General features: G+C 74.6%; 15 protein-coding genes. 2 read left to right on the top strand and 13 right to left on the bottom strand.

Going from position 1 to position 18291, the window contains the following annotated elements:
• Positions 1–6 precede the first annotated feature (6 nt).
• From ACERUN_RS04775 to ACERUN_RS04720, 12 genes are read right to left on the bottom strand one after another with little or no spacing between them, the layout of a single operon-like run.
• A complete protein-coding gene (locus ACERUN_RS04775) occupies positions 7–906 on the bottom strand; it encodes an SDR family oxidoreductase (RefSeq protein WP_370288632.1) in 900 nt (299 codons plus the stop codon).
• Positions 907–962: 56 nt separating this feature from the next.
• Complete coding sequence (locus ACERUN_RS04770) at positions 963–1742, bottom strand: FHA domain-containing protein (RefSeq protein ID WP_370288631.1); 780 nt, start codon at positions 1740–1742, stop codon at positions 963–965.
• Positions 1742–3025, bottom strand: coding sequence for a VWA domain-containing protein (locus ACERUN_RS04765; RefSeq protein ID WP_370288629.1), 1284 nt, complete (start codon positions 3023–3025; stop codon positions 1742–1744). Before ACERUN_RS04765 ends, ACERUN_RS04770 begins: the two co-directional genes overlap by 1 nt.
• On the bottom strand, positions 3018–4235 hold the full coding sequence (locus ACERUN_RS04760; RefSeq protein ID WP_370288628.1) for a PP2C family serine/threonine-protein phosphatase: 1218 nt from the start codon (positions 4233–4235) through the stop codon (positions 3018–3020). Before ACERUN_RS04760 ends, ACERUN_RS04765 begins: the two co-directional genes overlap by 8 nt.
• A complete protein-coding gene (locus ACERUN_RS04755; protein WP_370288627.1) occupies positions 4232–6724 on the bottom strand; it encodes a tetratricopeptide repeat protein in 2493 nt (830 codons plus the stop codon). The genes ACERUN_RS04760 and ACERUN_RS04755 overlap by 4 nt, the downstream gene beginning before the upstream one ends.
• Entirely contained in the window at positions 6721–7842 is a 1122-nt protein-coding gene (locus ACERUN_RS04750) for a hypothetical protein (RefSeq protein ID WP_370288626.1), read from the bottom strand. The genes ACERUN_RS04755 and ACERUN_RS04750 overlap by 4 nt, the downstream gene beginning before the upstream one ends.
• Positions 7839–8792: a glutamate ABC transporter substrate-binding protein gene (locus ACERUN_RS04745; RefSeq protein WP_370288625.1), complete on the bottom strand. Its 954-nt coding sequence runs from the start codon at positions 8790–8792 to the stop codon at positions 7839–7841. Before ACERUN_RS04745 ends, ACERUN_RS04750 begins: the two co-directional genes overlap by 4 nt.
• On the bottom strand, positions 8789–10096 hold the full coding sequence (locus ACERUN_RS04740) for a hypothetical protein (RefSeq protein WP_370288624.1): 1308 nt from the start codon (positions 10094–10096) through the stop codon (positions 8789–8791). Before ACERUN_RS04740 ends, ACERUN_RS04745 begins: the two co-directional genes overlap by 4 nt.
• On the bottom strand, positions 10093–11760 hold the full coding sequence (locus tag ACERUN_RS04735; RefSeq protein ID WP_370288623.1) for an AAA family ATPase: 1668 nt from the start codon (positions 11758–11760) through the stop codon (positions 10093–10095). The genes ACERUN_RS04740 and ACERUN_RS04735 overlap by 4 nt, the downstream gene beginning before the upstream one ends.
• Positions 11757–12272, bottom strand: coding sequence for a hypothetical protein (locus ACERUN_RS04730; protein ID WP_370288621.1), 516 nt, complete (start codon positions 12270–12272; stop codon positions 11757–11759). Before ACERUN_RS04730 ends, ACERUN_RS04735 begins: the two co-directional genes overlap by 4 nt.
• Positions 12273–12312: 40 nt before the next feature.
• Positions 12313–13542, bottom strand: coding sequence for a toxic anion resistance protein (locus ACERUN_RS04725; RefSeq protein WP_370288620.1), 1230 nt, complete (start codon positions 13540–13542; stop codon positions 12313–12315).
• Between the two features lie 9 nt (positions 13543–13551).
• Positions 13552–14325, bottom strand: a complete 774-nt coding sequence (locus ACERUN_RS04720) for a YitT family protein (RefSeq protein ID WP_370288619.1) — start codon at positions 14323–14325, stop codon at positions 13552–13554.
• 62 nt (positions 14326–14387) lie between these two features.
• On the opposite strand from ACERUN_RS04720, the gene ACERUN_RS04715 reads away from it, so the two are divergent.
• Positions 14388–15860 (top strand): PLP-dependent aminotransferase family protein, encoded by a 1473-nt coding sequence (locus ACERUN_RS04715; protein WP_370288618.1) that lies wholly within the window; start codon positions 14388–14390, stop codon positions 15858–15860.
• A gap of 27 nt (positions 15861–15887) precedes the next feature.
• Here the strand turns inward: ACERUN_RS04715 and serA are convergent, their stop codons facing one another.
• On the bottom strand, positions 15888–17450 hold the full coding sequence (serA, locus tag ACERUN_RS04710) for a phosphoglycerate dehydrogenase (RefSeq protein ID WP_370288617.1): 1563 nt from the start codon (positions 17448–17450) through the stop codon (positions 15888–15890).
• 280 nt (positions 17451–17730) lie between these two features.
• Between serA and ACERUN_RS04705 the strand changes: the two genes are divergently transcribed.
• Positions 17731–18189 (top strand): MaoC family dehydratase, encoded by a 459-nt coding sequence (locus ACERUN_RS04705; protein WP_370288616.1) that lies wholly within the window; start codon positions 17731–17733, stop codon positions 18187–18189.
• Positions 18190–18291: the final 102 nt, after the last annotated feature.

The following is an 18291-nucleotide window of genomic DNA, read 5'->3' as shown; positions in this document are numbered from 1 at the left end:
CGCCGCTCAGGAGCCGGTGACGCGCTCGTCGTTGGCGACGTTGCGAGCGCTCGTGGAGCGTCCGAGGGCGCGCACCTCGGCGTCCATCTGGGGCAGGATCTCGGGCACCATCGCCAGCGTCTGGCGGGTGCCGAAGCGCGAGTTGATGGCGTTGCGGTTGAGGAAGGCGCCGCGCACCCAGCCGGGGCAGAAGACCCGGCGCGAGCGCTTCTCGATGCCGGCGACGAAGGCGTCGACGCAGGCCTGCACCGGGCTCGTGCGGTTGAGCGGCGGCGGCAGCTTGCTGAGCATCTTGCGGAACGAGGGCAGGTCGTCCTTGGCATCCTGCACGAGCGGGGTGTCGATCCAGGACATGTGCGCGACACCGACGTCGACCCCGCGGTGGGCGACCTCGAGGCGCAGCGCGTTGGCGAAGTGCTCGACGCCGGCCTTGCTCGCGTTGTAGGCCGCCAGCCCGGGCGCCGGCGCGAACGCCGCGAGCGAGGAGACGACGAGCAGGTATCCGCCGGCCTGCTCCAGCGCGGGCAGTGCGGCACGCGCGGTGTGGAAGACGCCGGTGATGTTGATGTCGACCGTGCGCCGGAAGACCGCGGGATCGATCGCCAGCACCGAGCCGTAGCTGGCCACGCCGGCGTTGGCCAGGGCGACATCGAGGCGGCCGAAGCGCTCGAGCGCGGCGGCCACGGCCGCCTCCATGGCGGCGAGGTCACAGACGTCGGCCACGACGCCGAGGCAGCTCTCGGAGCCGAGGGCGGCCACCGCTTCGTCGAGCGCCGGCTGGTCGAGATCGGTGAGCACGACCCGCGCACCGCGAGCCACGAGGGCCTCGGCGGTGGCCCGCCCGATGCCCCGGGCGCCGCCCGTGATGAGGATGACTTGGGAGTCGAGCCGCTGCGTCGTCGCCATGGCCGCGATCCTCGCACGCCCCGCCGGGTGCGGCCAGTGCCTGCCGACCCCCCGCCTCAGGCCTCGCCGGGCTGCGCGCGCCGGATCACCAGGCGCGTCCACGCGCCGAGGTACACCGAGTCGTCGGGCCCGATCTCGCGCCGCTCCCCCGCCGGGATCGGCGTCGTCGGCAGCTGCTTCACCGTGGAGCCCAGGTAGGTGCCGTTGGAGGAGCCGAGGTCCTCGACGAACCAGCGCGAGCCGTCGGTGGTGAGCTGGCAGTGGCGGCGGCTGATGCCGTTGTCGGTGGCCAGGTCGACGTCCGGGGTGATCTGGCGGCTGCGCGAGGCCCGACCCACCAGCGCGGACGACGACCGCAGCCGCACCACCGTGGGCACCCCCGCCGAGGGCAGCGGGTCGTCCGAGGCCTGCGCGACGTACCAGTCGGGATCGATCCACACCTCGACCACCCAGCCGTCGGCGAGCGGCGGCGCGAGGTCGCCCGGGGTCGCGGGAGCGGCCGGGGCCGGCGTCGCCGGCCCGGCCGGCGCCGCCGGCGCGGCCGGCGCGGCCGGCGCGGCCGGCGTTCCGGGATCGAGGGGTGCGAGCGGGCGCGGTGGCGTGCCGGTGGTGAAGTCGTAGCCGCAGGCCTCGCAGAACAGCGCGTCCGTCGGGTTGCCGGCACCGCAGTGCGGGCAGGAGCCGTCGGCCGCGGCGGCGGCGGGCGTGGGCTCAGGCGCGGCCGGTGCCGCCGGTGCCGCAGGGGCCGCCGGCGCGGAAGCGTCGGACACCGGCAGCCCGCACACGTCGCAGTAGTCGGACGACGCGGTGTCGTGCCCGCTCGGGCAGGTCGGCATCAGGAGTCCCTGCGGATGCGGGTGGTCTTGGTGGAGGCGGTGTCGAGCGCCATCTCGTCGGCCTTGTCGACCCCGCGCTTGAGGCGCACGGTGCCCTCGCCGGCGTCGTCCACCTCGACGACCTTGCGGAGCTTGCTCGTGGCCTCGTCGTTGCCGGAGGCCTCGGCCAGCTGCACCGCACGGCCGAGCTTCGTGGTGGCGGTGGCCTCGTCGCCGGCGGCCTTGGCCGCGAGGCCCTCCTGGATGGCCTGCGCGAGCTCGGTCTGGCCGGTGTAGTGGGCGACCTGGTTGTCGATGCGCGCGGTGAGCTCGGAGTTGCCCGACCAGGTGGCCTTGACGAGCCCCTGCGCCACGACGTCGTCGCCGAGTGCCAGCTGCACCCGCGCGGCCAGCTGCTCCTGCCCGATCGCCTTGGCCGCCACCCGCACGGCCACGTGGTAGTCGCGGGACTCGTCGGCCCAGGCACCTGTGGGGTAGTCGCCGGTCAGCGGGGTGACCGGCGTGCGGCGGTGGGTGAGGTCCTCGACGGTGGGCGAGACCTGGCGCACGAAGAGGATCTCGGCGCCCTGCGGCGTCCACACGCGCAGGGAGGCGTCGGGGACGCCGCGCGCCATCGAGGCGCGCATGATCTCCTGGAACTGCGCGCGCATGAGCTCGGGGCTCGGGATGATGTCGACGGTGCCGAGCAGCGCCTGGGCGATCCGGCGGATCTCGGCCACCTGCCAGTCGGTGCCGGCGCCGCGGCAGTCGGCCTGGAAGTAGCCGGTGGCGCGGGCGATGGCGGCGTCGAGCAGGCCGGGGCGCTCCCGGTTCTCGCCGTCGGTGAGCAGCAGCACGTGGCGCTGGGTCACCTGGGGGACGGAGGCGAAGAGCTGGCCGGCGAGGTCGAGCCACGTGCTGATCGCGGTGCCGCCGCTGCCGACGAAGCGGGCGATGGCGTTGGCGGCCTCGGCACGGGTGGCGTCGCTCATCTGCACCAGGCCGGGGCCGCTCGCGACGGGCGGGTAGGCCAGCATCGCCCGGTCGGCCCCGGCGACGACGGCGAACCAGGTGCCGTCGACGATCTCGGCCAGCGCGGCCTGCGCGGCGTCGCGCGCGGCGGCCATGACCGGCGGCGACATCGAGCCCGAGGTGTCGACGATGACGATCTCGCCCGCAGCGCCGCCTCCAGAGCGACCGGCCGTGCCGGCACCCGTGCACGTGATCGTGACGATGGCGTTCACGTCGGTGCCGCCGTCGGGCAGGAACTCGTTCTGGTAGACGGCGGCGCTGAACTCAGCCATCGGCGTGGCCTCCTGCGTGGCGGGGATCGGTGGGCGGGGCATCGGTGGGCGGGGCGGAGACGGCACGGCCGTCGTCCAGGGTCGCATCATGCCCCGTGGACGACGACCCCACCCGCGCGAGGGCGACGGTGATGTTGTCGTGGCCGCCGGCGGCGTTGGCGACGTCGACGAGGTGCTGGGCGAGGAGCACGGGGTCGACGTCCTCCCCCTCGGTTGCGGCGGCGAGGCCCGCGCGCAGGTGCGCGGCGAGCTCGGCGGGCTCCGAGGCGTAGTTCCACAGGCCGTCGGAGCACGCGATGACCCACCCCGGCCCGGCTGCGTCGAGCGCGCCGACGTTCGGCGCGATGTCCTCGGCGTCGCGGCCGAGCCACTTGGTGATGGCGTGGGCCTGCGGTCCGCTCTCGGCCTGCTCGCGCGCCATGCCACCGGCGATCTGGGCCTGGGCGAGGGAGTCGTCGACGGTGAGCTGCACCGGCTCGCCGTCGTCGGGCACCCAGTAGGAGCGCGAGTCGCCGATGTTCGCCCAGGTCAGGCGCCGACCCTCGACGACGACCGCGGTGAGGGTGGCCGATGCCGGGTTGACCGAGTCGGGGTCGGTGACCGCGACGATGGCGCCGTTGGCCGCGGCGGTCGCACGCGCCAGCACGGCGTTGACCGCGGCGTCGCGGCCGGCCGGCGTGCCCATGCCGGCGGGCAGCGGCAGGCGCAGCACCTCCCGCGCCGCGCGCGCGCCGGCGAGCGAGGCGACGTCGGAGTCGATGGAGTTCGAGACGCCGTCCATCACCACCAGCACCGCGCGCGAGCCGGGCTCGGGCGCCGACAGCAGGGCCATGGCGTCCTCGTTGCGCTGCTTGCGTCGTCCGCGGTCGCACACGCCTCCCACCCAGGACGACGGGTGCTCGCTGAAGTGGTCGCGCTCGCTGGGCGCCTTGGTGCCGCACTGCAGGCAGTACAGGTCGGGGCCGACCTCTCCCCCGCACTCGGCGCACGGGCGGCGACCGGGCGCGGGCGGGTCCGGGAGCGCGCCGCCCGGGCGCCGCGTGGGCGCGCTGATCGGCGCGTCGTCCTCGAAGCTCGCAGCCGTCGCGGCGGGGGCCGGCGCGTCCGACAGCGTGGCGCCGCAGCTCTCGCAGAAGCGCGCGGCGGGGTCGACGGAGGCTCCGCAGGCCGGGCAGGCCCGCGCGACGGACTCGGGGGCGCCCGCGCTCACGTCAGGGTCCAGTTGCGAGCGGCGTTGGCGCGATTGACGAGGGCGATCCGGCGGGTGAGGTCGTCGGCGTCGCGTGCCTGTGCGCGCAGCGCCCGTTCGAGGGCGTCGCGCAGCGCGGGCTCGGTGGCCTCCACCGACCCGATGCGCGCGCCGACCGCGGGGCTCGGCACGTCCGGACTCGTCACCTGGAGCAGGGCCTCCTCGAGGATCCGCACGGTGTAGTCGAGGCGCACCCGCGGCTCGACGCTCGAGGCCTCGATGGTGCGCATCGCCTGGTCGAGCACCGCCGCGTCGCGGGCACGACCCGCGAGGAGCACGTCGGCGCGCAGGCGGCGGCTCTCGGTGTAGCCGCGGCTCGTGGTGGGCACGAGGTCGAGCGCGGCCACCGCTCCCGCGCCGTCGCCGCGGGCGGCGCGCACCCGCGCCATGCCGAAGGCGGCGGGCGCCACGTAGGCGGCGTCGGTGCCGGCGCAGGTGCGGTAGAGCCTCTCGGCCACCTCCGGCAGGTTGCCGCGCTCGCACGCGTAGGCGAGGGCGAGCTTCGGTGCGAGCTCGCCGGGCACCTGCTGGTAGACGGCGTTGAAGGACGCCGTGGCGGTGGGCCAGTCCTCGGCGCGGACGGCGGCGAGACCCTCCATCCACAGCGCCCGCCACTCCCACGGGTCGTCGGCGAGCAGCGCCTGGGCGTACTGGCGGGCGACGACCGCGTCACCGGCCTCCAACGCCGCGCGCGAGCGGGCGAGCCACACCTCGGCGCTGTCCTGCGGTGCGCTGCGCAGGGCGACGAGCCGCTCGGCGGGGTCGTCGGTGCCGATGGTCGAGAGCCAGGCCGCCTGCGGATCGGTGGTGTCCTCGCGCAGCCGGGGCAGCTGGTCCCACGCGGTGAGGGCGCGGGCTGTGGCGGGAGCCTCGAAGAGCACGGAGGCGGCCGAGGTGGTGGCGGTGCCGTCGCGGTCGCGGGCCACGACCTCGCGCAGCACGCCCAGCACCTGGGTGCGCATCTCGTCGACCGAGGCGAAGCGGTCGGCCGGGTCGGGGGCGCAGCACTTGCTGATGAGCTGGTAGAGCGAGTCGTGCTGCTGGAACAGGGGCGTGGCGTCGACCGGCGGCAGCGAGTGCAGGTAGGTGCCCTGGTAGCCGCGGAACTCCATGGTGAGCACCAGCAGCGTGCGACCGATCGTGTAGATGTCGGAGGCGACCGACGGCCCGACCTGCGCCACCTCGGGCGCCTGATAGCCGACCGTGCCGTAGATGGCCGACTCCTCGTCGTCGATGCGCCGCACGCCGCCGAGGTCGATGAGCTTCATGGCGTCGCCGACCTGGATCATGTTGTCGGGCTTGAAGTCGCAGTAGACGAGCCCGAGGTCGTGCAGGTACTGGAAGGCGGGCAGCAGTTCCAGCACGTAGGCCAGCGCCTGGTCGACGGGCAGCGGGTCGTAGGCGCCGCCGTTGGCGGCCATGCGCTGCTTGAGGATCTGCTTGAGCGACTTGCCGCCGACGTACTCCATGACGATGTAGCCGGCGCCGTCGTGGGTGACGAAGTTGTAGATCTCGACGATCAGCGGGTGCTCGACCTGGGCGAGGACCTGCTGCTCGGCGATGGCGGCCGCCAGCGCGTCGGGGTCACCGGAGTTGAGCAGGCCCTTGAGAACCACCCAGCGGTTCGACACGTTGCGGTCGCGAGCCAGGTAGATCCACCCGAGGCCGCCGTGCGCGAGCGCGCCGGCCACCTCGTACTGGCCCGCCACGAGGTCGCCGGCCACCAGCTTCGGCGTGAACGAGAAGCGCTGGCCGCAGTGGGGGCAGAAGCCCTCGGTGCGGCCGGGCTGGCCGTCGATGCTGCGCCCCACGGGCTTGCCGCACTGCGCGCACGAGCGCTTCGCCTCCGGCACCTGCGCGTCGGCCATGATCGCCTTCGCGGCGTCGACCGGCGGCTCGGGCGGCACGGTGGTGAGGCCGGCGCCCAGGCGCGCGGCACGCATGCGCTGCGAGCCGGTGCGGGTGCGCCGCGTGGACGACGACCCGCCGGCCCCGGCGCGACGCGACCCGATCGCCGCCGACTGCACGCGGCTCCCGGCCGTGGCCGCGGTGCTCGGACCTCCTGAGGACAGCGGCTGCGCCTCGCCCGCGGCGACCGCCGCGCCGGCGAGCTCGCTGAGCTTGGCGGGCCGGGTGGCGACCGAGGCGCCCGTCGGGCCGGCATCGGCGGCGCTCGCTGCCGGGGCAGCACTCGGGGCAGCACTCGGCGCGGGTGCCCCGCACACGTCGCAGTAGCCGTCGAGCATCCGCCCGGTGCAGCCCGGCTCGCCGCACGGGGCGCCGTCGCCGGCGGCGGCAGCCGGAGCGGCGGGCCCGGCCGCGGCAGCTGCCGAGGCCGGTGCCGACGCGGCCGACGCGGCCGGTGCCATGCCGCACAGGTCGCAGTAGCCGTCGACGACGGTGCCGCTGCAGCCGGGCTGGGCGCACGCGGCGCCGGAGGGATCGGTCACCGCGCGGTCTCCTTCGCCAGCCAGGTGCGGTAGGTGGTCACGAGCTGCTCGGCGACCTCGAGGGGGCAGGGACGGCGTCCGAGCACCTCGCGCGCGGCCCGCTCGCTGGCGACGAGGTCGTCGCCGCCGGCGACCCCGAGAGCCCTGGCCTGCACGATCGAGGCGTCGAGGAGGTCGAGGAGCCGGGTGTGCTCCGCGAGCGCGGCCGCGTAGGCCCGCTGGGCCACCTCGAGCGCCTGCGAGACCCGGTCGAGCCGCTGCCGGTAGGCGCCGATCTCGTCGGGGGTCACGGGCACGGGGCCGAGGGCCTCGACGTCGGGGACGGCGTAGCGCGGCGCGGGCTCCACGGTGGCGACGCACCGGGCGGCCAGCTGCGCGAGGGCGCCGCTGCGGGCGATCAGGTCGGCGCGCAGCTCGCGCGCCGAGAGCACCTGGTCGCGCGCGTCGCGGCGCCGGGCGTTGCCGACGATCAGGTCGCGCTCGAAGGTGGTGGCGTCGTTCTCGAGCGGCCCGAGCAGGCCGCCCACGTCAGCGCCCCGGAGAGCCCGCTCGGCGACCTCGTCGAGGCGCGAGACGAGATCGGCCAGCCGTGCTGCCGCGCCATCTCGAACGGTCGCCGGCTCGAGCTCGACCTGGTCGCGCACCCGCACCAGCTGGGCGCGCAGCTCGCGGATCGTGGCCGCCTGCTCGTCGACGTCGGCCACGAGCGAGAGCCGGGTGCGCAGCTGCCCCGTGAGCGCGTCGCACAGGCGCCCGGCCTCGGGGAGGCTGACCGCGAGGCCGCCGGGCAGTGCGCTGGCGCCGTCCAGTCGCCCCCACACGAGGGCGGCGATGCGCTCGCGGTCGACGGCGAGCACGCGGCCGCCGTCCCACGCCGCCCACACCAGCTGGTACCGCTCGGAGATGGCCTTCCACAGCGAGAGCGCCAGGGCCATGTCGCCGGCGACCTCGCCGCCGCGACCGCTCTCGAGCGCGGCGGCGTCGATCTCCTCGAGCTCGGAGCGACGCACGCGCAGCCAGGTGTCGAGGGCGGCGAGGTACTGCTGCACCGCGGCCGGGTCCAGGGCCTCGCCGAGCCGGCCCGGTGCCTCCGGCGAGGTGAGGGTGGTGGCGCTCACCGCCCGTACTCCGGCGCGGGCGGCCGCGCGTCGGCGCCCGAGAGCGCCGGCCGCAGCCAGCGGTCGTAGGAGCGCTGCCAGCGACCGTCGGCCTCACGCCGCTCGAGCACCGCGTTGACGAAGCGCACGAGGTCGACGTCGTCCTTGTTCATGCCGATGCCGTAGGGCTCGCGGGTGAGCGCCTTCTGCTCGGGCACCACGGCGTAGCGGTCCTGGGCGACGAGTCCGGCCAGCACGGTGTCGTCGCCGGTGATGGCGTCGGCCTCACCGCGCTGGAACAGGATGAGGCAGCCGGCGTGGTTGGTGGCGGCCACCGGCTCGGCCCCCGGGAGCAGGCGCGGGATGTTGTCGAGGCTGGTCGATCCGCGCGGCGCGCACACCTTCTTGCCGCGCAGGCTGCTCGCGCCGGTGAAGGAGGCCTCGTCGTCGCGGCGCACCAGCACCTTCTGGGCGGCGCTGTAGTAGACGGCCGAGAAGGCCACCTGCTGCCAGCGGGCGCAGTTCATGGTGAAGTTGCGGGCCACGATGTCGATCGCCCCCTGCTGCAGCAGCGGGATGCGGTCGGCCGCCGAGATCACGCGCAGCTGCAGCTTCACGCCGAGAGCCTCGGCGATCGCCTGCGCGACGTCGATGTCGAAGCCCTTGATGCGGTTGTCGAGCGGGTCGTTGGCGCCCAGGAGGAGGCTGTCGGCCGACACCCCGGCGATCAGCCGCTTGCGCTGCTTGATCGTGCGGACGCTGGCGCCGCCCGTGGCGTCGGGGGCGTAGGACTGCGTGGCGTTGTCGCACCGCACCGTTGCGGCGGGAGCGGCGCTCGAGCTCGCCGCGGCCGACGGCTCGGGCAGCGGGGTGTCGCTGTAACCGCAGCCGGCTGCGACCAGGCCCAGCAGCGCCGCGAGGACGACGGCCCGCACTCCCCGGGGCGGCACAGTGCTGGCGACGCGACTCATGCGAACTCCCCCCGCCGCTGGGCGATGCCGCGTGCGACGGCCGCCGCCGCCACCGCACCGAGGAGCAGCGTGAGCAGCGACAGGCCCAACGCCACCTCGCGCCCCGAGCGCAGCTCCGCGGTGACGACGGCGCCGCTGGCGCCGACGAGCTGCGCGGACTCCTCGTCGAAACGGTCGAAGGTGGCCGTCGAGCCCGTGTCGGCGGTTCCGGTGGCCAGCTTCACCGCGCCCTCCCAGTCGCCGGCGTCGTCGGCCTGCACGATGCGCCGGTGCGCCTCGCGGTAGGCGCGCCAGGAGTCGGCCGTGCCGCGCTGCAAGGTGCGCTGCACGGTGGCCGCCGAGGCCTTCCACTGCTCCTCGAAGGCGGCGCCCGAACCGCGGCGGATGAGGCGCAGGCTCTCGCTGGCCTTGGCGTCGTTGGCCGCCGTGCGGGCCTGCGCCTGGGCGGTGGCCACCGCGAGATCCCCGCGCCGCAGCTGGTCGTTGGAGCTGTCGTTGACGAAGGCGCTCGCCGCAGCCACGAGGGTGGTGACGGCCACCAGGCCGGCCGCCACCGCGACGCCCACGTTGATCCGGCGTCGGAAGGTGCGGGCCAGCTGCTGGTTGATCCACACCAGTCCGGCCACGGCGACGGCACCGACGAGGAGCAGCCACCACGGGTGCTGCCCGGCCATGGAGTCGTCGGCACGTGCGGTGTTGGCCTTCACCAGGGCGGCCAGCAGGGGGGTGGCCTCGGTGCGCAGCGAGGTGCTGGCGTCGCTGAGGTACTCCGCGCCCACCGGGAAGAGCTGGCGGTTGTTGTCGCGGGCCTGGGCGACGGCGGTGGTGTAGTCGCCGACCTCCACGTTGAGCGCGGCGAGCACCTTCTCGTCGGCGGGCTGGGCCTGCGCCGCGTCGGCGATGAGCCGCTGGACGTCGTCCACGGTGCGCTCGTACTCCGCGCGCTGGGCGGGGTCCTCGAGGCCGCCGACCAGGAAGGCGTTGGTGGCCAGGGCGTCGGCGCGCAGCAGCGACGACTGGATGTTCTGCACGCGGATGAGCTGCTCGGTGTCGTCGGCCGCGCGGCCGTCGGCCTGCCAGCCGAGCACCTGCAGCAGCGCGCTGACCACGGCGAAGACCACCGCCACCGACATGCCGATGAGCTGCCAGCGGTTGAGGAGGCCCGGAGTGTCGACCACCATGTCGCGCCCCGGCGCGGGGAGGCCGGTGGGGTCGGCCGCCGTGGTGGAGCCGGTCGACCGGGCGGAGCCGGGGGCAGCGGGTGGGGCGGGGCGCCCTGCGGGCACGGGGGCGACGGTGCTCACGGCGCCTCCGTGGACGACGGGCCCTGCTGCTCGTCGAGGGCCGAGCGATCCGGGCGATCCGGTTCGGCCGCGGCATCGGCGACGGCGAACGGGTCGACCACCGCGGCGGGGGCGGTCGCGTCGTCCTCGTTCGACTCGGGCGGTGCGAGGGCGGACTCACCGGCGAGGTCCTCCGGGGCGAGGGCGCGCAGCTGCTCGAGGCTCGGCTGCTCGACCTCGCGCAGGCGCCAGGCGTGGCGGCCGATCGCGGCCTCCATCAGGTTGCGCACGAAGCGGGCGTTGCCGAAGCTCGGTCCGCGCTCGGTGGCGGCGAGGATGCCGCGCAGCGCGTCGAGCACGTCGTCGCCCGCGTCGTAGTCGGCTGCGGCGACCATCGAGGCGAAGATCGCGGCGAGCTCGTCGTCGGTGTAGTCGACGAAGTCGATGGTGGTGCGGAAGCGGCTCTCCAGACCGGGGTTCTCGCCGATGAAGATCGCCATCGGCAGGGGGTAGCCGGCCACGATCACGACGAGGTCGTCGCGGCGGTCCTCCATCTCCTTGACGAGGGTGTCGATGGCCTCCTTGCCGTACTGGTCGCCGGAGAGCGAGTACGCCTCGTCGATGAACAGCACGCCGCCCGACGCCGAGGCCACCACCTCGGCGGTCTTGGCGGCGGTCTGGCCGAGGTAGCCGGCCACGAGCTCGGAACGGTCGACCTCGACGAGCTGGCCCTTGCTGAGCAGCCCGAGCGCCCGGTAGATGCCTGCCACCAGGCGGGCCACGGTGGTCTTGCCGGTGCCGGGGTTGCCGTTGAACACGAGGTGGCGGGTGATCGTGGGCGTCTCCAGACCCGCCTGTTTGCGCAGGCCCTCGACACGCAGGACCGCGGCCTGACGGTGGATCTCCGCCTTGACGTCGTGCAGGCCCACCAGCGCGTCGAGCTCGGCGAGCAGCTCCTCCACCGTGCGCACGGGCTCCTCCGGCGCGACGGGCTCCACCTGCTCGGGGCCCGCGGCCGCCGCTGCCGCGGCGCCGTCGCCGTCGCCGCGGGCCGGGAGTCCGGGCCCGTCGGCGGGCGCGGACGGCCCCGCCCCTGCCCCCGGATCCGTCGGCGACCACGGGAGCGGCGCGTCGTCGTCGGGCCGGGTCTCGAAGGAGGTGAGTCGACGCCGCACGTCGTCGCCGACGCGCCGCAGCTGCTCGAGCACGGCGTCCGAGGCGCTGGGCGGCGCCTCGCGCCCCGGGGCGCTCGGCAGGTCGAAGGCACCCGCGCGCGGATGCCCGGAGGCCCCCGCGACCGGTGCGGTGGAGAGCTGGGCGGAGGTGACGGTGGCGGCCGCTCCCACGGCCTCCGGCCCGGGCTCACCGAGGCGACTCCCGGCGAGGGCGACGTCGGCGAGGGCGGCCGCGTAGTCGGCGACGTGCGGTGAGCCGGAGGCGAGCAGCTGCGCCATCAGCGGCGTGGGCGCGGCTCGGAAGCGGTTGCCACGCTTCGCGGCCAGCGCGTGCTCCTCGGCGGAGGTGGAGCGGCCGGTCTGCTGCGACCAGGCGACGAACGCTCCCCGCGAGCGCTCCGAGACGGTGGCAGCGACGGCCTCGCCCTCGGCCCGCGCGAGGTCGGGGTCGAGCCCGGCGGTCCGCGCGACGTCGACGAGGGCGGGCAGGGCGGTGGCCAGATCGCTCACGGCGCCTCCAGGGTCAGGTCGGGGCCGCCGCTGGAGGCACGGCCGAACTTCGCCTCGAGGAAGCGGCCGTGGGCCACCAGCGCCTGGGCGTCGGCGCGGTTGGCGGCGTCCAGGATCTCGTCGGCGGTGGCCGCGAGCAGCTCGAGCTGCTCGACGAGCACCATCAGCGCCGTCTTCGGGCCGTCGATCGGGCGGGTGTCGGCCCAGTCGCGCGGCAGGCGCAGGTAGGCCTGCAGCGCCTCAGGGAGGTAGTCGGTGGCCATCGCCACCACCGAGTACCCCTCCTGCGAGCCCAGCCCCAGCTGGCTGAGTCGCGGCAGGGTCTGGTTGATCGTGCTCATCACCCGCACCATCCGGGCCCGGACGACGGGCGGCGCGTTGCCCTGCGACAGCATCGCGTTGACCCGGTTCAGCGCGGCACGGACGTCCTGCTCGGTGGGGGCCGGCGGCACGACGACGCGCTCGTCGTCCGCGCGCTCGCGCCGCCCGCGCCACAGCGATCGCAGGCCCACAGCCCCTCCTCGCCTCGCGTGCCCGACCGGCCGGTGCCGATCAGCCGATGTCGAGCGTGCCGGCGGCGTTGCGCGCGTCGTGCTGCTGCACGCGGTCGAGGTAGGCCTTCGACTTGCTGACCTCGGACTCGAGCACGCCGATCGTGGTCGACATCGAGTCGAGCGCCTTGAGCTTGAACTCGTCGATCGAGTCCATCGTGGCGTAGATGTTGGCGAAGGCCGCCTGGAGCTGCTCCATGCCGATCGTCGAGGACGCCGCCTGCTGCTGGATGGCCGCGGAGTTGTCCTTGAGCATCTCGGAGGTGCGCTGGATCATCGCCGAGGTCGTCGTGTTGAGCGCGGTGATCTGGTCGAGCACCAGCTTCTGGTTGCTGAGCGCCTGGGCGACGATCACGGCGGTGCGCAGCGCGGAGATGGTGGTGGTCGTGGCGCGGTCGACGCCCTTGATGAGCTCGATGTTGTTCTTGATGATGATGTCGATCGCGAGGTAGGCCTGGATCGAGACCGCGAGCTGCGTCAGGAGGTCCTGGTGCTTCTGGCGCACGTAGAAGAGCACGTCCTGGGAGAGCGTCTTGGCCGCCTCGGGGTCGCTGAGCTCGAGCTCGGCGATGCGGGCCGAGAGCTTCGCGTCGAGGCGCTCGGAGACGTAGATGTACTGGTTGAGGCGGCCCATCACACCCCACAGGTTCGACTTCTCGAGGTTCAGCGCCACGTTGTCGCGGGTCAGCTCGTCCTGGCCGCTGCGCAGGGAGTGGATGATGCCGTTGAGCTGGCTCTGCGCCGACTGGTACTTGCGGAAGTAGTCCTCGATCTTGTCGTTGAAGGGCAGCTTGCTCCACCACTTCTTCGCGCCCGTGGCCTGGCCGGGGTCGAGGTCCTGCACGGTGCGACGCAGCTCGAGCAGGGTCTTGCCGACGTTGGAGCCCTCGGCGATGCCGCCGGACTTCAGCGCGGTGACGGGCTTCTCGAGCATCCGGTTGGAGGTCTCGGCCGCCTTGCGGATGTCGGCGTCGCCCATGGTGCGCACGTTCTCGGCCTGGGCGGCGAACTCGGGGCTGCCGGCGGTGGCGGAGGTGAGCGCGGCCAGGAAGCCGTCGACCTTCGCGTCGAGCTCGGGCACCTGGGCGGCGTCCACCTGGGGCGCCATCTTGGGCGCCTGGGTCTCGACGACCGGCGCCGGCGGCTCCGGCGCGGTGAGCGTGATGACGGGCTCCGGCGGGGCGAGCGGGCTCGGCTCGGAGGCAGACGGCGTGGCACCCTCGGTGGTCATGGCGAGAGCCTAACCACCTCGGGTCGCTCGCGGGGCGACGGTCGCTCCGGGTCGCGCCGCCAGCGGCGCCAGGAACCGCGGCATCATCGCCTGTGCGAGCGGTCCGATCGCGAGGGCGTAGACCACCGTGCCCAGCCCGACGGCCCCGCCGAGCACCAGCCCCACGAGGACGACGCCCACCTCCAGCGCCGTGCGCACCACCCGCAGCGACAGGCCGGTGCGCCGGTGCAGACCGGTCATCAACCCGTCGCGGGGGCCGCGGCCGAGCTGGGCCCCGATGTAGAGCGCGGTGGCGAAGGCGCACAGCACCACACCGGCGAGCATGAGGGCCACGCGGGCCGCGAGCGGGAGCTCGGAGCCGCCGACGCTGCCGGCGTCCGCGCCGAGCATCGCGAGGGTCACGTCGGCCGCGGTGCCCACCACGAGGGCGTTCGCGACCGTGGCCAGGCCGGGCCGCTCGCGCAGCGGGATCCAGAGCACCAGCACCACGAAGCTCATCACGACCACCGCCTGGCCGAGGGTGAGCGGCACGTGGCGGATCAGGCCGGAGTGCAGCACGTCCCAGGGGGCGAGGCCGACGTCGCCGCGCACCATCAGGGCCAGGCTCACGCCGTAGAGCCACAGCCCCACCGCTAGCTGCCCCAGACGGCGGGGCAGGTGGCCGGCGCGCAGCTGCTCGAGCGGTCCGAGCTCGGCGAGCTGCAGGCGCGCGGGGGCCACCCGCGCGGGGTGCCGAGCCGGATGCCGAGCAGGGTGGGGCGTGGACGACGGGCGTGCGGACATGGCACCAGCGTCGTCCTCGAGTGGCCTTCTCTCCAATAGCCAATTGTGATCCAATGGCCTGCATGGAGCAGACCACTGCCGCCGCGCCGGCCGCGCCCGTCGCGGCCGCACGCCTCGCCACCATGGTCGGCGACTTCGACCGCTCCCCCGCCTATGTCGGCCTCGCCACCGCGCTGCGCGAGCTCATCGGCGACGGACGGCTCGCCTACGGCGCGCGGCTGCCGAGCGAACGCGACCTCACCGCGGCACTCGGGGTCTCGCGCACCACCGTCACCCGCGCCTACGCGCTGCTGCGCGAGAGCGCGTACGCCGAGGCCCGGCAGGGCTCGGGCACCTACACGCGCCTGCCCGGCGGACGGGTGCGCGCCCTCGACCGGGCGCTGTGGCCCAGCGACGTGGGCAGCGGCGTCATCGACCTCGTCTGCGCGGCCGCCACCGCTCCCCCGGGCATCGCGGCGCTCTACGCCGAGGCCGTCGACGACCTCACCGCGCACCTCGGCGGACACGGCTACTTCCCCGCCGGCATGCCCGGGCTGCAGGCGGCGATCGCTGCCACCTACGCCGCGCGCGGCCTCGCGACCCGGCCCGAGCAGGTCGTGGTCACCGCGGGCGCCCTCGCGGCCACGGCCGTGGCGGGCGCGGCGCTGGCCGGTCCGCGCGACAAGGTGCTGGTGGAGTCGCCCACCTACCCCAACGCCGTGCAGGCTCTGCGCACCGGCGGCGGCCGGCTCCTGACGCTGCCGCTGGAGCCCACCGGCTGGGACCTCGACGCCGTGGAGGCGATGGTGCGCCGACATCGCCCGCGGCTCGTGCACGTGATGCCCGACTTCCACAACCCCACCGGCCTGCGGATGAGCGAGGCCGAGCGCGAGCGCTACGGGCGCCTGCTCAGCAGCCACGGGGCGATCGCCGTCGTCGACGAGGCCCACCACCTGCTCCACCTGGACGAGGCGTCCGCCGCGACGCCGTTCGCCGTCCACGCGCCCGAGGCGGTGTGCGTGGGCAGCGCGAGCAAGAGCGTCTGGGGCGGGTTGCGGCTCGGGTGGTTGCGCGCACCCGATCACCTGGTCGACGGCCTGACCCGCGCCCGCGTGGGCCTCGACCTCGGCGCGCCCGTGCTCGAGCAACTCGTGCTCACGCGGCTGCTCGAGGGCGGGATCGAGCCGCTCGTCGACGCGCACCGCGAGCGGCTGCGCCGACAGCGCGACGCGATGCTCGCCGCCGTCGAACGCCACTTGCCCGACTGGGAGGTGCGACGTCCGGGCGGAGGCATGGCGCTGTGGTGCCGCCTGCCCCGGCCGGCGGCCACGGCTCTGTCCACCGAGGCCGAGCGCCACGGCGTCCTGCTGGCCCCCGGCCCCTCCTTCGCCCCCGAGGGCGGCCTCGACCGCTTCGTCCGCCTGCCCTACGCGCTGCCGGAGGAGCAGCTCGTCACCGCGGTGCAGCGCATCGCCGACGCCTGGGCGGTCGTCACCGACCAGCGCACCGGCCCACCGACCCAGCCGTCGGGGGCCGACCCGGTGATGGTGGCCTGAACGGATCGGCCGGGGGCTGCGGGGACCTCAGAGGTCGATCGCGCGGATCGAGCTGGCCTCGACGGCGCGCTCGAGCTCGTCGAGCACGTCGACGGCGATCGCGGTGTCGACCGACAGCGCCACCAGTGCCTCGCCGCCCCGCTCGGTGCGCGAGACCTGCATGCCGGCGATGTTGACCTGCGCCGCGCCGAGGATCTGACCGACGGTGCCGACCATGCCGGGGCGGTCGGCGTAGGTGAGGAACGCCAGGTGCTGCGTGGGCTCGATGTCGATGTCGAACCCGTTGACCTCGACCAGGCGCTCGCGCTGGTGGATGCCGACGAGCGTGCCGCTGACCGACACCTGCGCACCGTCGGCCAGGACGCCGCGCAGGGTGATGACATTGCGGTGGTCGGGGCTCTCCTCCTCCGCCACGAGCCGGACGACGAGGCCGCGCTCGGCGGCGAGCAGCGGCGCGTTCACGTAGGAGACCTGGCTCTCGACGATGCCGCCGAACACGCCCTTGAGGGCCGCCAACTCGAGCACGGTGACGTCGTGGTCGGCGATCTCGCCGCGCACCTCGACCGTCAGGCTCTGCGCGACCTCTCCGGCCAGGCCGGTGAAGATGCGGCCGAGCTTCTCGGCGAGCGGGATGCCGGGGCGCACGTCCTCGGCGATCATCCCGCCCTGGACGTTGACCGCGTCGGGCACCAGGTCGCCGGCCAGCGCCTGGCGCACCGAGCGTGCCGCCGCGAGCCCGGCCTTCTCCTGGGCCTCCCGCGTGGCCGCCCCGAGGTGCGGCGTGGCGACCACGTTGTCGAGCTCGAGCAGGGGGTGCCGCGCGAGGGGCTCGTGGGCGAAGACGTCGAGGCCCGCCGCCGCGATGCGCCGCGTCTTGAGCGCGTCGTAGAGCGCCTCGGAGTCGACGACACCGCCCCGCGAGGTGCTGATCAGCACCAGCGAGGTCTTGGCGCGCGCCAGCTGCTCGGCGCCGATGAGGCCCACAGTCTCGGGCGTGGTCGGCAGGTGCACGCTCACGACGTCGGACTCGACCATCAGCGTGTCGAGGTCGACGAGGCGCACGCCGGCCTGCGCCGCGCGGCCCGCCTGCACGTAGGGGTCGTAGGCCACGACCTCCATGCCGAAGGCCGCGAGCCGCTGGGCGACGAGCACGCCGATGCGCCCCAGGCCCACGATGCCCACGGTCTTCTCGAACAGCTCGGTGCCGGTGAAACGGCTGCGCGAGGACTCCCCCGCCCGCAGCGCGACATGGGCCGGCGCGATGTGACGGGCGGCGGCGAGCAGCAGGCCCACGGTCAACTCGGCGGCCGAGATCGAGGTCGACGTGGGCGCGTTGACGACCATCACGCCCGAGCGCGTCGCTGCGCGCACGTCGACGTTCTCGAGCCCCAGACCGGCCCGGGCCACCACGCGCAGGTGCGGCGCGGCGGCGAGCACCTCGGCGTCCACGGAGGTGGCCGAGCGCACGAGCAGCGCCTCCGCGTCGGCGACGGCGGCGAGCAGCGCCGCGCGGTCGGAGCCGTGGCAGTGGCGCACGTCGAAGTCGGAGCCGAGCTCCTCCACGGTGGCGGGGCTGATCTCGTCGGTCACGACGACGACCGGTCGTGCTGTCGCAGCTGATGTCACAGCGGTGTCCTCCGTGGCGTGATCGCGGGGCGGGAGCGACCAGGATTCGCGAGCACGACACTGTGCCGGCGCCACCCTACTCGGCCCCGAGCGTTGTTTCCGCCCTGTGAACAGCACCTGGAGAGGAGTCCGGGGCCTGATCGCCACCGACCTCGGCGATCGAGGTGCGCGCACCCGACCCGCGCGCGGTCGTCGTGCCCTAGGGTCGGGCTCGCAAGCACCACCGGAGATGAAGGAGCGCCCGATGCGCGTGTTCACGACGTTCGAGGAGGTCGCCTCGGCGGCCGGTACCGACCTCGGCACCAGCGAGTGGGTCACCATCGACCAGCGCCGGGTGAACCAGTTCGCCGACGCCACCGGCGACCACCAGTGGATCCACGTCGACATGGAGCGCGCGAAGACCGGGCCCTTCGGCGGCACGATCGCCCACGGCTACCTGACGCTCGCGCTCATCCCCTGGCTGGGCAGCCAGGTCTTCACGCTGCAGACGCCGGGCGCGAAGCTCAACTACGGCATCAACAAGGTCCGCTTCCCCACGCCCCTCCTGGTCGGCAAGCGGGTGCGCATCCACGAGCACATGGCCGAGGTCACCGACATCCCGGCCGGCCAGCAGCTCGTCGTGCGCCACACCATCGAGATCGAGGACGAGGCGAAGCCCGCCTGCGTGGCCGAGACCGTCGTCCTGCTGCTGCCGGAGGCCTGAGCCCCGCACCTCGGCGCACGACCGGGGCTCGCACCCCGCCGATTGGTGGCAAACCGCAACGAAAAGCCCCGGACTGTTGCGGTTTGGCGCCAAACCGCAACC

The sequence above is a fragment of the Nocardioides sp. genome (genome assembly GCF_964229035.1).
Classification (GTDB): Bacteria; Actinomycetota; Actinomycetes; order Propionibacteriales; family Nocardioidaceae; genus Nocardioides.
The sequence above is the reverse complement of the archived record's forward strand: the minus strand, read 5'-3'. Positions and strand labels throughout refer to the sequence as shown.